The sequence below is a fragment of the Bacillus sp. DTU_2020_1000418_1_SI_GHA_SEK_038 genome (assembly GCF_032341175.1).
In the GTDB taxonomy this organism is placed as follows: Bacteria; Bacillota; Bacilli; order Bacillales; family Cytobacillaceae; genus Cytobacillus.
Genome location: NZ_CP135435.1, coordinates 3351213 through 3367222, shown reverse-complemented (window position 1 = coordinate 3367222; position 16010 = coordinate 3351213). Strand labels below are relative to the sequence as shown.

Here is a 16010-nt window from a genome sequence, read left to right as displayed (position 1 = left end):
TTTACGTACTATTCTTCCTTCCCTTTAATAAATAGCCATAAATCATGGAATACGTTTGCTTTATGCAACGTTGTAATAATGACGAGTGTAACTGGACCTAGAATCAAGCCTAAAAATCCAATTAATTTAAATCCAACAAACAAAGCAATTAATGTAGCTAACGGGTCAAGTCCTATGTTGGAGGAAAGTATTTTTGGCTCCATAATTTGACGCTGAACGAGAACAATCGTATATAAAATAGCTAATCCGATAGCTGTACCTAAATCTCCGGCAACTGCTTCAAAAATGATCCATGGAACAAAAATTAATCCAGTTCCTAAATAAGGGATAATATCAACAATACCAGCAATTAGTGCAATTGTTATTGCATAATCAACCCGCAAAATTAATAATCCAATTAAAATAATGACTGTGGAAATGGAGATAAGTGTTGCTTGAGCCTTCACGAAACCAAATAGGGCTTTTTTAAGATCTGCAAAAACCGTTCTTCCGCTTGTTTTAGCTCGATTTGGAAGCAGTTTGCCTGCCATTGCAGAAAGCCGGTACCAATCTTTACTAATAAAGAATGTGCCAAGCAACGAGAAAATCAAGACAGTGGCTGCATTTGGGAACCAGGATAAAATATTTGGTATTTTGCCAAAGAAGTTTTGAATAAATGCCCCAAGAGTTGACCCAATTTTCTTGCCGACATTCTCTATATTTTCCATAATTGTCCCTTGCTGGCCTGTATCAAGACTATTAAACATGCTTGTAATCTGGTTGTAAAATGGAATGATTTGTCCTGCAAAGAATTGTTCAACATAATCAATTAGTGTTTCCAAATGGTCTGGAACGACTTTCGCCAAGTAATCTGCTCCTGATACAATCTCTGCTATTAATAGTGTGATCAGACCTGCAAATAAAGCGATGATCAGAACAATACTGATTAGCACCGCCAGCGCACGAGGTATTCTCCATTTATTCTGGAGGAAATTAACGAGCGGGTTAATAAGAAAAGCAATGGCAAAACCAATAAGGAACGGGTAGGTCACTTTTGAAATATAGAAAAAACCTACAAGAAGCAAAAGAGCAAAGCCGATAACGAATATTAATCTCAACGTTCGATAAATATATACTGGGTTCAAGCAGGTACCTCCTTATGGATTTACGTAAAAACCTAATAGTATTTACTTAAATAACAGATAAAAGTTTCATTTCTAAAAGAAAATAACAATATAAAATTAATGGAAAAGATAATTCTATGCAGAATATTCTACCATTTTCATAATATGATATCATCTTTTAAATACAGTAAACTTCAAAAAGTAGAAAAAAGTAATAAAAGTAAATTTATTACTAATAATACTAAAATTATGTTAGGATAATATTCAAGATAGCGATGTTAATATTTGGTCATTACAATAAATCAATCCATACTAATGACTAACTTTGTACGTTTTTGTTGCGATGCAATAAGTATTAATAATTCTCAATTTCCTGATATGAACCTCGTTAATACCAATTATACCCAAAATATAAGAAATATTAATAATGCTTAATAAGAAAAACTTATCGATTTATAAAAAAATATTAATTTTTTCTTATTTTTCGTTGCGTTTCCATTCACAAATGTCAGATAATTGTTTATAATAGGACTTGAAGTCGCAACCTTTTACAAACCTTTAAGAAATAAAAGTGAAATTTTTTTATATTTCTACTATTATTTCTATATATTTATTATAGAATGGAAATGTAAGCATTTTCATTCTGCTCGTTTACCGAGCATTCGCTCAAATCGATAGTGTAATATTGATGAAATCTATTCACGGAATAAGAGATTTAGCAGGTTGCCTTTTTATCATTGTATAACTGGTCTGTAGTTCGACATTTGTCGACTTAAAGGGTGAAGTTGCTGCCCATATATCAGATGTACCTGATAAAAGAGTCATGGGGTTTAGTTTAGAACTTAATTAACAGACAAATGGGTATGGGGAAATCATATTATGTAAAGGAGAGAGTCAATATGACAGTTACACGCGGTCTTGAAGGGGTAGTTGCTACAACATCATCTATTAGTTCTATCATTGATGATACACTAACATATGTAGGATACGATATTGATGATTTAGCTGAAAATGCTAGTTTTGAAGAAGTAATATATTTGCTTTGGCATAGAAAGCTTCCGAACCAATCACAATTAGAGGAATTAAAAAACCAATTAGCAGATAATATGGAATTGACAAAAGAAGTATTAGAGCATTTCAAAATGTATCCTATTGATAAAGTACACCCGATGGCTGCTTTACGTACTGCTGTTTCTCTTTTAGGGTTATATGATGAAGAAGCTGACTTGATGGATAAAGAGTCTAATTATTATAAAGCTGTTCGTCTGCAAGCAAAAATGCCTGCACTTGTAACAGCATTTTCAAGAATTAGAAAAGGTTTAGACCCAATTGCTCCAAGAAAAGATCTTGGCTTTGCTGCTAATTTCTTATATATGTTAACAGGGAAAGAGCCTGAAGCCATTGCCATTGAAGCTTTTGATAAGGCACTTGTTCTTCATGCAGATCACGAGTTAAACGCTTCCACATTTACAGCACGTGTTTGTGTAGCGACTTTATCGGATGTTTATTCAGGTGTTACAGCCGCAATCGGCGCCTTAAAAGGCCCATTACATGGAGGCGCTAACGAAGCGGTTATGAAAATGCTTACTGAAATTAGTACACTTGAAAACGTTGAAACTTATGTTCGCGGCAAGCTTGAAAAGAAAGAAAAAATTATGGGCTTTGGACATCGCGTATATCGTAAAGGCGATCCGCGTGCAAAGCATTTAAGAGACATGTCTAAGAAATTAACAGAACTGACAGGTGAACCGCATTGGTTTGAAATGTCAACAAAAATTGAAAACATCGTAACGGGTGAGAAGAACCTTCCGCCAAATGTTGATTTCTATTCTGCTTCTGTTTACCATAGCTTAGGTATTGATCATGATCTATTTACGCCAATTTTTGCAGTAAGCCGTGTGTCGGGCTGGCTGGCTCATATTTTAGAACAATATGATAACAATCGTTTAATCCGCCCTCGTGCAGATTATACAGGCCCAGGAATGCAGAAATATGTTCCTATCGAACAAAGAGGATAAGCTTTGGGTAACAGAAAAATAATGTGATAAACACAGGAATATTTCCAAAGTGGAAAATTCTGTAGTAAATAGAACAGATAAAGGTTAGGGGCGTTAAGCCGTCTAACCTTTGATTCTGATAGATAGCTTTGATACCCTAAATAGGTGATTAGCCAGGGGATTTGTCAATGCTTTTCAAAAATTGGAGGGAAAATCATGCAAGGTGAAAAAATCACGGTAAGTAATGGTGTATTAAATGTACCAAATAATCCAGTAGTTCCTTTTATTGAGGGAGATGGAACAGGTCCAGACATTTGGGCTGCTTCTTCAAGAGTATTAGATGCTGCTGTAGAAAAAGCATATAAAGGCGAGCGCAAAATTGTCTGGAAAGAAGTATTAGCTGGAGAAAAAGCGTTTAATCAAACAGGCGAATGGCTTCCATCTGAAACTTTAGATATTATTAATGAGTACTTAATTGCTATTAAAGGTCCTTTAACAACTCCAATTGGCGGCGGTATCCGTTCCTTAAACGTTGCACTTCGCCAAGAATTAGACCTTTATGTATGCTTGCGTCCAGTTCGCTGGTTTGAAGGTGTACCGTCACCTGTTAAGCGTCCACAAGATACAGATATGGTGATCTTCCGCGAAAATACTGAAGATATTTATGCGGGAATAGAATATGCAAAAGGCTCAGATGAAGTGAAGAAATTAGTTTCTTTCCTTCAAAATGAACTAGGAGTTAATAAAATCCGTTTTCCTGAGACTTCTGGAATTGGCATTAAGCCGGTTTCTGAAGAAGGAACGAGCCGTTTAGTGCGTGCTGCAATTGAGTATGCAATTAAAGAAGGCCGCAAATCATTAACGCTTGTACATAAAGGCAATATTATGAAATTTACTGAAGGCGCCTTTAAGAATTGGGGATATGAGCTTGCTGAAAGAGAATACGGAGATAAGGTATTCACTTGGGCTCAATATGACCGCATTAAAGATGCTGAAGGCACTGAAGCTGCTAACAAAGCACAAGCTGATGCAGAAGCGGCTGGCAAGATTATCGTTAAGGATGCTATTGCTGATATCTTCTTACAGCAAATTCTTACACGTCCAAAAGAGTTCGATGTAGTTGCGACAATGAACCTAAATGGTGATTATATTTCTGATGCCCTTGCTGCTCAAGTTGGAGGCATTGGAATTGCTCCAGGAGCAAACATTAACTATGTAACAGGACATGCTATTTTTGAAGCAACACACGGTACTGCTCCAAAGTATGCAGGCTTAGACAAAGTGAACCCTTCATCTGTTATTCTGTCTGGTGTATTAATGCTTGAGCACTTAGGATGGAATGAAGCAGCAAACATGATCGTGAAATCAATGGAAAAAACAATTGCATCTAAAGTTGTTACTTACGACTTTGCCCGCTTAATGGATGGTGCTAAAGAAGTTAAATGTTCTGAATTCGGAGATGAATTAATTAACAATATGGAGTAATATATATATAGTGGAGGCTGTCAATGAAGGTTCAAAGGCTAATAAGCGCTTTTAGTACCGTCTAGTTGCAGCCTCCTTTTTACATATTAAAAATACCTGAACATTCCAAGGGAGGAACTCTAATGTCATTAAAACGCAAAAAGATTTCCGTAATTGGCAGTGGATTTACTGGGGCAACAACTGCATTTTTACTTGCTCAAAAAGAGCTTGGAGATGTCGTATTAGTTGATATTCCGCAAATGGAAAACCCTACAAAAGGTAAAGCTTTAGACATGCTTGAAGCAAGTCCAGTTCAAGGTTTTGATGCTAATATTACTGGAACCTCGAACTATGAAGAAACAGCAGATTCTGATATCGTTGTTGTGACAGCTGGTATTGCCCGTAAGCCTGGAATGAGCCGCGATGATTTGGTGCAAACAAACCAGAAAATTATGAAAAGTGTAGCGGTTGAGATTGCGAAATACTCGCCTAACTGTTTCATCGTTGTGTTAACCAATCCAGTTGATGCCATGACTTATACGATTTTCAAGGAATCAGGGTTCCCTAAAAACCGTGTAATCGGGCAATCTGGCGTTCTTGACACAGCTCGTTTCCGTACGTTTATTGCTCAAGAATTAAAACTTTCCGTTAAAGATATTACTGGTTTCGTTCTTGGCGGACATGGCGATGATATGGTTCCTTTAGTTCGTTATTCATATGCTGGGGGCATCCCGCTTGAAACATTAATTCCGAAAGATCGTCTTGAACAAATCGTTGAACGGACTCGTAAAGGCGGCGGAGAAATCGTTAATCTTCTTGGTAACGGCAGTGCCTATTACGCTCCAGCAGCTTCTCTTGTTGAAATGTGTGAAGCCATTCTTAAAGACCAGCGGCGTATTCTTCCAACAATTGCTTACCTCGAGGGTGAGTATGGATATGAAGGAATCTACCTAGGTGTACCGACTATCCTTGGAGCTAATGGAATCGAGAAAGTGATCGAGCTTGAACTTACTGCAGATGAAAAGGCAGCACTTGATAAATCAGCCCAAGCTGTACGCAGCGTAATGGATGTATTAGTATAATTAACAATGGAAATTCGGAGGGATGTCCTCCGAATTTTTTAAAATAAATATAGTCCTTTATTGAAACTTTATCATGGTGGATAAAGGTGGTATAATGTTAAAAAAAACGAAATAATTTGACAGTAATTAGTTGTATTGATGAAAACGTTTACATAATTTTGGAGGTGCCCAAATTGTTACTGGGGAAAAAGCGAAAACTTGGAAGAGAAATTGCAGAAATAAATGTAGGGGAGAAATTAACGTTAACAGAAAAAATTGAAGATAAGGATTTACTTCTTTATTTGGGTCTTACAAATGATTCGAACCCACTTTATATTCAGCATGACTATGCGTCACAAACACCTTATAAAAAGCCCATAGTTCCAAGTATTATGCTGAATGGCATTATCAATTCAGCTATTTCTAAGTATTTGCCTGGCCCGGGATCCCATATTTTAAAGCAGGAAATTGAATATGTTAAACCTGTTTTTCATTATGGGACAATCCAGTTCCTGTTTGAGGTCACAGAAGTTAGTAAAAGCAGCCATACTATTCAAATTACAGTACATGGAACAAATGAAGATGATGAAGTAGTCATAAATGGAACATTACTAGTATGCCCTCCTCATCGTATTCAGGTAATGGATGGGGACACACTAGAAAATTTCTAATCATTCTTCGAAAAGACATATGCAGAGTGTATGTCTTTTTCTTTTTCCCGAAATTATAAAAAGGTTGTTATTCTTGTTACATTTCCATTGGCGTTATATATTAATAGTAGGATGAAGTAAGGGGTTTTTATTAGAATATTTAAGGGGAATACCGATTTTAAACGGAGGCTAGCATGAGTAAAAGAATTTTAGTTGTTGATGATGAACAGTCCATTCTTACATTATTGGAGTATAATCTTAAACAGGCGGGGTATGAAGTTATCACTGCCATGGATGGAGAAACAGGAAAGAATCTAGCCATTTCAGAAAAGATTGATTTAATTGTACTCGATCTTATGCTTCCAAAAATGGATGGGATCGAGGTATGTAAGGAGCTCCGGCAAAAAAAGGTCATGACACCGATTTTAATGCTGACTGCTAAGGATGATGAATTTGATAAAGTTTTAGGACTGGAGTTAGGCGCAGATGATTATATGACTAAGCCTTTTAGTCCGAGAGAAGTTGTAGCGAGGGTCAAGGCTATTTTGAGAAGGACGAAGATTCTGTCAGAGTCAATAGAAAATGCTGAGGAAGATTTAGAGTGTATCCAAATTGTAGGCTTAAAGATTTTCCCTGACCAGTATGAAGCCTATTTTGATGATGAACTTCTTGAATTAACTCCAAAGGAATTTGAACTCCTCTTATATTTAGCGAAGAATAAGGGACGAGTATTAACTAGAGATCAGCTATTAAGTGCGGTATGGAACTATGACTTTGCTGGAGACACTCGGATTGTGGACGTTCATATTAGTCACTTAAGAGAAAAAATTGAGATTGATACGAAAAAGCCCGTTTATATCAAAACCATTCGCGGATTAGGATACAAGCTTGAGGAGCCTAAATGAGAATGGCAAAATTTCGCTCACGGCTTCTGTTTGGTCTTATTACTTTAATATTTGCTGTCTTAATTGGAATCGATCTCCTATTAGGGCAGCTTTTTAAAAGCTATTACCTAAATGCATTTGATGAGCGGCTGAATAAGGAAAGTGTATTGTTATCGACCTTTATTGAAGATGAAGGCGGTATTCAATCGATCAATAAGGAAGAAATAAATAAATATAGCAGAATGCTTGATGCACGAGTAACGGTTGTTGATGTGTCTGGTAATATCATTCATGATAGCGGCCCAATAATGGATTTGAGCGCCAGGCAGCATCAATCGATTATTAATGAAATGATTGCTTATAGGGACATGAACCATTACCTAGTAGAAGATGCTGGAGTGTACGATTTACATTATTATTGGTATCCAGTCACTCTTTCAGGGAAAAAAGAAGGATTTATTTTTCTAAGTACCCATATGACTGAAATAAATGATGCTTATAAACAAATATGGAAGCTGCTAACGATCATTCTGAGTATTTCTTTTATTTTTATTTTGTTATTAGGGTCAAGAATGACAGCAAGATATACAAAGCCTATTGAGGCTGCAACAAAAACAGCGATTGAGTTAGCAAAGGGAAATTACCGCGCTCGTACTTACGAAGACCATGATAATGAAACCGGTATGCTAAGTGCTTCCATTAATGTGCTAGCAAGAAATCTGCAAGAGATGAGAAAAACCCAAGAAATGCAGCAGGATAGGCTATCAGTTCTTATAGAAAATATGGGAAGCGGATTGATTTTGATTGATAGCAAAGGATTTATCAGTATGCTCAACCGTACGTATAAAGAAATTTTCAATGTTAATCCCATTGAGCATATGAATAAGCTTTATTATGAAGTAATAGAGTATGGCGAAATCGTTTCTCTAATAGAAGAAATTTTTATGACTGAGGAGAAAGTAAAACAGCAAATTATTATTCCATTAAAAAGTGGACGGAGACATTTTGAGGTTTATGGGGTGCCTATTATCGGGACCAATGATGTGTGGAAGGGTGTCCTCTTAGTATTTCATGATATTACAGATATCAAGAAGCTTGAACAAGTGAGGAGGGACTTTGTTGCAAATGTATCACATGAATTGAAAACGCCGATTACGTCCATTAAAGGTTTTTCGGAAACACTTTTAGATGGAGCAATGGAAGATAGACAATCATTAGAAGCGTTTTTGAAAATTATTCTTCAGGAGAGCGACCGATTACAGACTCTTATTCACGATTTATTAGATTTATCCAAGATCGAGCAGCAAAATTTTATTCTTTCTACACAGCGGTACAATATTGCAGATACTCTTGAAGGAGTGATAGCGATTTTAGAACAAAAAGCTGCAGAAAGAGAAATTAGCTTAACGATGGATAAAGAAAACGATCCAATACTTATCGATGGCGATGCAGACCGGCTCAAACAAATTTTCTTGAACTTAATTAATAATGCTATTACTTATACGCCAAATGGCGGAAGTGTTTCAATATCATTAAGAGAATCTGAAGCGAAGGTTTTCATTAAAGTAAGGGATACAGGCATCGGTATTTCAAAGGAAGAAATCCCGCGAATATTTGAGAGGTTCTATCGGGTAGATAAAGCCCGCAGTCGTAATTCCGGCGGAACAGGCTTAGGGTTAGCCATAGTCAAGCATTTAGTTGAAGCGCATAAAGGATCTATTTCGGTCGAAAGTAAGATTGGGGAAGGGACAACGTTTTTTATTGAACTGAACAAGAAATTACCAACTGGTTAATGATGAAGTGGGTAAGTCGTTATTTTACATGTTCTTAACAATTAGCAAATGTTACCTTAATAATTGCTTGATAGAATCATGTTTGAAGAACCCCTTCATCCAAAGGACGAAAAAGGCGAAAGCAAACCCCGCTCTCGTCTTTTTTGCAATTTATATGAAACCTTTAGGCAAATGAAACGTATTAATTGTAAAGAAAGTGTAACAGGAAGGGGAGAGAGTATGGTCAGCTTAAAAAGAATATATACAGTAACTGGCCTCGTGCTGCTAATTATTATTTTGGGCATCACCGCTTTGACTACTTGGTATACGGTGGATGAATCTGATCAGGCCGTAATTTTAACCTTTGGAAAGGTTGAAGAAGGAATTACAGAACCAGGTCTCCATTTCAAATTGCCATGGCCTATTCAAAGCGTAGAAAAAGTCTCAAAAGAAACATTCAGTCTTCAATTCGGATTTGAGGAAAAAGACGGCAAGATGAAGGATTTTCCAGAAGAGACAAAAATGATTACAGGGGATGAAAATATCGTCCTCGCTGATCTCGTTGTGCAGTGGAAAATTACCGATCCACAAAAATTCCTTTACAATTCAAATAATCCAGAAGAAATTCTATATGACGCTACATCAGCTTCTTTAAGGAGTATTATTGGAAACTCCAAAATCGATGATGCTTTAACATCTGGGAAGGCAAAAATTGAAGCAGATGTAAGGGATCTATTAAGCTCTTTAATTGAAAAATATGATATTGGATTATCCATTTTGGCTGTAAAGCTTCAAGATGTAGAGCTGCCGAATGATGAAGTTCGGAAGGCATTTACAAATGTAACAGATGCCAGAGAAACTGCCAATACTAAAGAAAACGAAGCAAAAAAGTATGTAAATAAAAGAATGAATGAAGCACAAGGTGAGAAGGATGCGTTGATTTCGAAAGCCGAAGGGGAAAAAGCTGCCCGTCTTGAAAGAGCTAGAGGGGATGTAGCGGTCTTCAATAAAATTTACGCAGAATATAAGAATAATCCAGACATTACTAGAGAACGACTTGTTATTGAAACACTTGAACAGGTTCTTCCAGGTGCAGAAATTTATATTATGAACGATGATGGAAACACATTGAAATACTTCCCAATCAGGCCTCTTGAGAAAGAACAGCCTGTACAAACAGAGGAAGGAAGTGAAGATAAACAATGAGTGATAATAATGTAATTAATATTAATGAGCACGGCGGAAAAAACACCCAATGGCGAAGCTATATTAAAAGTGGTATTTTCTTAGTTATTCTGCTAATTATAATTGGAATCATTCTCAGCAACCTCTTTATTGTAAAAGAGGGAGAGTATAAAGTGATTCGCCAATTTGGTGAAGTTGTTAGAATTGAAAGTGAGCCTGGCTTAAGCTATAAAATTCCATTTATCCAAAGTGTTTCTACACTGCCAAAATATCAGTTAACGTATGATGTATCAGAAGCTGAAATTAATACGAGAGATAAAAAGCGGATTATTATAGATAACTATGCTGTTTGGCGAATTGAAGACCCCAAGAAGATGATTGCCAATGCGAGAACACTTGAAAGTGCTGAAACAAGAATGGAGGAATTTATTTATTCCACTACACGTACAGAGCTAGGCCAGCTAAACTATGAAGAGATTATTAATGATGAGAAATCCTCCCGAGGGTCATTAAATGATCGAATTACGGAAAAGGTTAACGAGCTTCTGGCAAAGGATAATTATGGTATTGTCGTGATAGATGTGCGAATGAAACGTACCGATCTGCCGGCAGAAAACGAACAGTCTGTCTATACGAGGATGATATCTGAACGTGAATCAACAGCACAAGAATATTTATCTAGAGGGGATGCCAATAAAAATCGGATCATTGCCGATACCGATAAACAAGTAAGAGAGATTTTGGCAAAAGCACAGGCTGATGCAGAAGAAATTAGAGCTGATGGGGAATCAGGAGCTGCCAAAATTTATAATGAGGCATTTTCAAAGGATCCTAGCTTCTACTCCTTATATAGAACATTAGAGTCATATAAAAAGACAATCAACGGTGAAACAGTTATCGTTCTGCCGTCAGATTCACCATATGCCCGTCTATTAATGGGTTACACGAATTAATTAACTTCATTCAGTTTTCATCTACCATTTCTATATATGGGGGATGAATGAAAAAAGGTATCTATTTCAGTGGAGATTCAAACTCCGGCTGAATGAAGTTAAGCCTCCGGCGATGCCTCAGATTTTTTTAGGGGAATTATCGAGCCAGCTCGATAAAAATCTGGGCGCAATTTCGCCGAGCCGAAATTGATTAAAAACCGTTATTTTTCTTTCTTTGTTTGCTCATGGTAAAATGAAGAAAGGAAATAACGGTTTTTTTTTGGTAATGCTATGTAATGGTAAAAAAGAGGTGGATTGTACTTGAAGAAAAAATTAGTGTTGATTGATGGAAACAGCATTGCTTATCGGGCTTTTTTTGCTTTGCCGCTGCTGAATAATGATAAAGGCATACATACAAATGCAGTTTATGGCTTTACGATGATGTTATCAAAAATTCTTGAGGATGAAAAACCTACTCATATTCTTGTTGCGTTTGATGCAGGAAAAACAACTTTCCGCCATAAGACATTTAGTGAATATAAGGGCGGAAGACAAAAGACGCCACCCGAGTTATCAGAGCAATTTCCGTTCATTCGAGAGCTGCTGGATGCCTATCAGATTCCAAGATATGAACTGGAAAACTATGAAGCAGATGATATTATCGGAACACTTTCACTTCAGGCAGAGAAGGATGACTTTGAAGTAAAGGTAATTTCAGGAGACAAAGACTTAACACAGCTAAGCTCAGAGAAAACAACAGTAGCCATTACGCGAAAAGGAATTACTGATATAGAGGAATACACCCCTGCTCATATTGCTGATAAGTATGGAATCACACCAGAAAGAATTATCGATATGAAAGGATTAATGGGAGATAGCTCCGATAATATTCCTGGAGTTCCGGGAGTCGGAGAGAAAACAGCTTTGAAATTATTAAAAGAGCATGGAACATTGGAAAACCTTCTCGAATCAATCGATAAAGTGAGCGGGAAAAAACTGCAGGAAAAGCTGGAGGAATTTAAAGACCAGGCAATAATGAGTAAAGAGCTCGCAACGATTACAAGAGAAGCCCCGGTTGACATACAGCTAAATGAAATTGAATTTGAAGGATTTGAAAAAGACGAGGTTATCAGAATCTATAAAGAGCTTGGTTTTAACTCTTTATTAGACAAGCTCGGTGACTTTGATGGTGTTGAAGAAGGAGATTTAGAGGAAATAGAGTTTACCATTATTCAAGAGGTAACAGAGGATGTTTTTTCTGATATAAATTCTTTTTATGTAGAAATATTAGAAGATAATTATCATTATGCTGATATTATTGGATTTTCGGTAGGAAATGAAAAAGGAATATTCTTTATTTCAGCTGAGGAGGCATTAGCGTCTCCGATTTTTAAACAATGGGCTGAGGATGAAACAAAAAAGAAAATCGTATACGATGGAAAAAGATCAGAAGTCTCCCTCCGACATCATGGAATCCATTTATCAGGGGTAACATTTGATTTACTTATTGCAGCCTACTTAATCAATCCATCTGAAACGATTGAAGATGTGAGTTCTGCAGCAAAAGCTCACGGCTATACTTCCATTCAATCAGATGAAGCTTTTTATGGGAAAGGTGCAAAGCGAAGGATCCCTGAAGAGTCGAAGCTTGCTGAGCATCTATCAAGAAAGGCAGATGCCCTTTTATTCTTGAAGGACAAGCTAGATGGAGAGCTTAAGGAAAATCAGCAGGATGGCTTATTCTATGATCTAGAATTGCCGCTTTCTCTTATTTTAGCTGATATGGAATCGACAGGGATTAAAATGGATCTTGAGCGTTTACAGGCAATGGGAAATGAGATTCTTTCAAAGCTTGTTGATATTGAAGGATGTATTCATGAATTAGCCGGGGAAAAATTTAATATTAATTCCCCTAAACAGCTGGGAGTTATTTTATTTGATAAATTAGGTCTTCCTGTTTATAAAAAGACAAAAACGGGTTACTCCACTTCTGCTGATGTTCTTGAAAAGCTTGAGCAGGATCATGATATTATTAAGGAAATTCTCCTTTATCGCCAGCTTGCCAAGCTGCAGTCCACTTATATTGAGGGCTTGCTAAATATTGTAAACAAAGAAAATGAGAAGGTTCACACGAGGTTCAACCAGGCTCTTACTCAAACAGGAAGGCTAAGTTCAACAGATCCTAATCTTCAAAATATCCCTATTCGATTAGAGGAAGGAAGAAGGATTCGACAAGCATTTATTCCTTCTGAAAAGGACTGGGTGATCTTTGCAGCTGATTACTCACAAATCGAACTAAGAGTACTTGCTCATATTGCTGGTGATGAAAAGCTGATTGAAGCATTTAATCATGATATGGATATTCATACAATTACCGCTATGGAGGTCTTTCACGTATCGGCAGAGGAAGTTACTTCGAATATGCGCCGACATGCAAAAGCTGTAAACTTTGGAATAGTGTACGGAATAAGTGATTATGGGCTTTCTCAAAGTCTAGGAATTACACGGAAAGAAGCAGGTCAATTCATTAATCGATATTTAGAGAGCTATCCAGGTGTTAAGCAATATATGGATGATATTGTATATGATGCTAAACAAAAAGGCTATGTATCTACCTTGCTGCATCGCAGGAGATATCTCCCAGAAATCACGAACCGAAACTTTAATCTTCGAAGCTTTGCCGAACGCACGGCGATGAACACACCTATACAGGGAAGCGCTGCCGATATCATCAAGAAGGCAATGATCGATATGGCTTATCGTTTAAAGCAAGAAAAACTGAAATCACGGCTCTTGCTTCAGGTTCACGATGAATTAATCTTTGAAGCACCAGAAGATGAAATTGAGCAGTTAAAGAAAATCGTCCCTGAAGTAATGGAAAATGCCATTGAATTAAAGGTTCCATTAAAGGTTGATTACTCCTATGGACCTACATGGTTTGATGCGAAGTAGAAAAGCGGAAGCGCCTTGTCCACCCCCGACAAGCACAAGACGAGCCTTTCGGAAAGGTGTTCTTTACCTTTCTGGAAGGATTGGCTTGTGACCTCGAGGGGGTAGGCGCTGGAGCTAGACAAGTAGAAAAGCTTTTAATAGAAGGAGGTGGTTCGATGCCTGAATTGCCAGAGGTGGAAACGATCCGCCGTACTTTGGATGAATTAATTATGAACAAGACGATTGACCATGTTTCAGTTTTCTGGCCGAAAATTGTGAAGCATCCTGAGGAAGTACCCCAATTTAAAGATGCATTAATTGGACAGACGTTTACCGGTACAGGTAGAAGAGGGAAATTCCTTATTCTTTATACTCAGGATTTTGCGCTCATTTCTCATTTGCGAATGGAAGGAAAATATGGGCTTTTTCAGCAGTCTGATGATGTGGATAAGCATACTCATGTTATTTTCCATTTCACAGATGGTACTGAGCTTCGCTATAAGGATGTCCGAAAATTTGGTACGATGCATTTATATTTAAAAGGTGAAGAATTCGTCCATCTTCCCCTTTCTCAATTAGGTCCGGAGCCATTTTCTGATGGTTTTACAAAAGAAGAATTGGCTAAGAAACTTTCAAGGACAAAAAGAAATATTAAAGCAGTTCTGCTTGATCAAAAGGTAGTCGTTGGTCTAGGAAATATTTATGTCGATGAAGCGTTATTCCGGGCGCGGATCCACCCTGAGAGAATTGCTGACACTTTAACCAAACATGAATTAACAAGACTTCATAAAGAAATAATAGCTACATTGTCTGAAGCTGTTGACAAAGGGGGAAGTACAATCCGTTCGTACATTAACTCCCAAGGCCAAATTGGAATGTTTCAGCTCGAGCTTTTAGTTTATGGCAGGAAAGGGGAAGATTGTAAAGTATGCGGCAGTCAGCTTGAAAGAATTATTTCCGGCGGGCGCGGAACCGTATTTTGTCCCTCTTGCCAAAAAAAATAATGTAAACTCGCCATTACGGCGAGTTTTTCTTTAGTAAGAGAATTGTCCAGCTCCAGCGGCTAGCCCCGCCGTACAGGACGTACTAGTGTCGACAATGCGACAGGACATCGCGTTTTTGTCGACCTCGAGGTCATAAGCCAGTCCATCAAGAAGGTTAAAGTACAACCTTCTCGCTGGCCTGTCTTATGCTTGTCGGACTTGCACAGGATGTGCTGACATCGATGTTCGCCACAGGACGTGGCGGTACTTAGTCGATGTTCCTTAGTGCTTCCGCTTTTCTTGTTAACAATGGATAGGCTTCTCCCATATACTATCTTAGCGATTTGACAGGTAGCAACAGGTTACGTGTTGATACGAGGGAGGAGTCCTATCCAAATGATGCATACAATATCACTTCTTATACTAGCATTTGCTGTTAGTCTAGATAGCTTTAGTGTAGGATTAACTTACGGATTACGAAAAATGAGCATCCCATTGAAATCAATTGGAATCATCGCTTTCTGTTCCGCAATCGCATTAGTGATTGCGATGACAATCGGTCGTTTTATTATTGGTTTTTTTTCACCTGCTTTTGCGGAAAGTGTTGGGGGAATCATACTTATTGGACTAGGAGCATGGGTGCTTTTTCAATTTTTCCGTTCGGGAAAGTCCAGAGATGTACTTCCACATGAAAAAACGATTGTCAATTTTGAAATTAAATCGCTTGGTTTAGTTATTCAAATTTTACAAAAACCAATGGCTGCAGATTTTGATAAGTCGGGTACGATAACGGGGATTGAGGCATTAATGCTAGGTCTTGCGTTATCCCTTGATGCTTTCGGAGCTGGGATTGGTGCAGCCATGTTAGGCTATTCTCCATATTATCTAGCGATAACAGTGGCTGTCATGAGTTCACTGTTTGTATATATGGGCCGAAAAGTAGGGGCCGTTTTCTCTAAAAGTGATTGGGTACAGAAATTTTCCTTTGTACCAGGGATACTACTAATACTAATTGGGATTTGGAAAATATAATGTAAGAAAGGGAAAT

General features: G+C 37.5%; 12 protein-coding genes. 11 read left to right on the top strand and 1 reads right to left on the bottom strand.

Features of this window, described 5'->3' with window-relative positions; genetic code table 11:
• Window positions 1-8 precede the first annotated feature (8 nt).
• On the bottom strand, window positions 9-1124 hold the full coding sequence (ytvI, locus tag RRV45_RS16845) for a sporulation integral membrane protein YtvI (RefSeq protein WP_315665839.1): 1116 nt from the start codon (window positions 1122-1124) through the stop codon (window positions 9-11).
• A gap of 878 nt (window positions 1125-2002) precedes the next feature.
• On the opposite strand from ytvI, the gene citZ reads away from it, so the two are divergent.
• The 11 genes from citZ (at window position 2003) to ytaF (ending at window position 15994) form a co-directional block, all read left to right on the top strand.
• Window positions 2003-3121 (top strand): citrate synthase, encoded by a 1119-nt coding sequence (citZ, locus tag RRV45_RS16840; RefSeq protein WP_315665838.1) that lies wholly within the window; start codon window positions 2003-2005, stop codon window positions 3119-3121.
• Between the two features lie 192 nt (window positions 3122-3313).
• The gene (gene icd / locus RRV45_RS16835; protein WP_315669067.1) at window positions 3314-4585 is read left to right on the top strand and encodes an NADP-dependent isocitrate dehydrogenase; all 1272 of its coding nucleotides are present in this window, start codon (window positions 3314-3316) and stop codon (window positions 4583-4585) included.
• 122 nt (window positions 4586-4707) lie between these two features.
• Window positions 4708-5646 (top strand): malate dehydrogenase, encoded by a 939-nt coding sequence (gene mdh / locus RRV45_RS16830; RefSeq protein WP_315665837.1) that lies wholly within the window; start codon window positions 4708-4710, stop codon window positions 5644-5646.
• Between the two features lie 173 nt (window positions 5647-5819).
• On the top strand, window positions 5820-6296 hold the full coding sequence (locus tag RRV45_RS16825; protein ID WP_315665836.1) for a MaoC/PaaZ C-terminal domain-containing protein: 477 nt from the start codon (window positions 5820-5822) through the stop codon (window positions 6294-6296).
• A gap of 173 nt (window positions 6297-6469) precedes the next feature.
• Window positions 6470-7180 carry a response regulator transcription factor gene (locus tag RRV45_RS16820; RefSeq protein ID WP_315665835.1) on the top strand — a complete coding sequence of 237 codons (711 nt, stop codon included), beginning with the start codon at window positions 6470-6472 and terminating at the stop codon, window positions 7178-7180.
• 2 nt (window positions 7181-7182) lie between these two features.
• Window positions 7183-8952, top strand: a complete 1770-nt coding sequence (gene pnpS, locus RRV45_RS16815; protein WP_315665834.1) for a two-component system histidine kinase PnpS — start codon at window positions 7183-7185, stop codon at window positions 8950-8952.
• A 219-nt stretch (window positions 8953-9171) separates the two neighbouring features.
• A complete protein-coding gene (gene hflK, locus RRV45_RS16810) occupies window positions 9172-10137 on the top strand; it encodes an FtsH protease activity modulator HflK (RefSeq protein WP_315665833.1) in 966 nt (321 codons plus the stop codon).
• On the top strand, window positions 10134-11069 hold the full coding sequence (locus tag RRV45_RS16805) for a protease modulator HflC (protein WP_315665832.1): 936 nt from the start codon (window positions 10134-10136) through the stop codon (window positions 11067-11069). Before hflK ends, RRV45_RS16805 begins: the two co-directional genes overlap by 4 nt.
• A 300-nt stretch (window positions 11070-11369) precedes the next feature.
• Complete coding sequence (gene polA, locus RRV45_RS16800; RefSeq protein ID WP_315665831.1) at window positions 11370-14000, top strand: DNA polymerase I; 2631 nt, start codon at window positions 11370-11372, stop codon at window positions 13998-14000.
• A gap of 155 nt (window positions 14001-14155) precedes the next feature.
• Window positions 14156-14983 carry a DNA-formamidopyrimidine glycosylase gene (gene mutM, locus RRV45_RS16795; RefSeq protein WP_315665830.1) on the top strand — a complete coding sequence of 276 codons (828 nt, stop codon included), beginning with the start codon at window positions 14156-14158 and terminating at the stop codon, window positions 14981-14983.
• Window positions 14984-15358: 375 nt separating this feature from the next.
• Window positions 15359-15994 carry a sporulation membrane protein YtaF gene (ytaF, locus tag RRV45_RS16790; protein ID WP_315665829.1) on the top strand — a complete coding sequence of 212 codons (636 nt, stop codon included), beginning with the start codon at window positions 15359-15361 and terminating at the stop codon, window positions 15992-15994.
• Window positions 15995-16010: the final 16 nt, after the last annotated feature.

Bases quoted from the DNA above. Each gene is read 5' to 3' on its own strand.
- citZ (WP_315665838.1), top strand. From the start codon at position 2,003: ATGACAGTTACACGCGGTCTTGAAGGGGTAGTTGCTACAACATCATCT.
- mdh (WP_315665837.1), top strand. From the start codon at position 4,708: ATGTCATTAAAACGCAAAAAGATTTCCGTAATTGGCAGTGGATTTACT.
- RRV45_RS16820 (WP_315665835.1), top strand. From the start codon at position 6,470: ATGAGTAAAAGAATTTTAGTTGTTGATGATGAACAGTCCATTCTTACA.
- pnpS (WP_315665834.1), top strand. From the start codon at position 7,183: ATGGCAAAATTTCGCTCACGGCTTCTGTTTGGTCTTATTACTTTAATA.
- hflK (WP_315665833.1), top strand. From the start codon at position 9,172: ATGGTCAGCTTAAAAAGAATATATACAGTAACTGGCCTCGTGCTGCTA.
- RRV45_RS16805 (WP_315665832.1), top strand. From the start codon at position 10,134: ATGAGTGATAATAATGTAATTAATATTAATGAGCACGGCGGAAAAAAC.
- mutM (WP_315665830.1), top strand. From the start codon at position 14,156: ATGCCTGAATTGCCAGAGGTGGAAACGATCCGCCGTACTTTGGATGAA.
- ytaF (WP_315665829.1), top strand. From the start codon at position 15,359: ATGATGCATACAATATCACTTCTTATACTAGCATTTGCTGTTAGTCTA.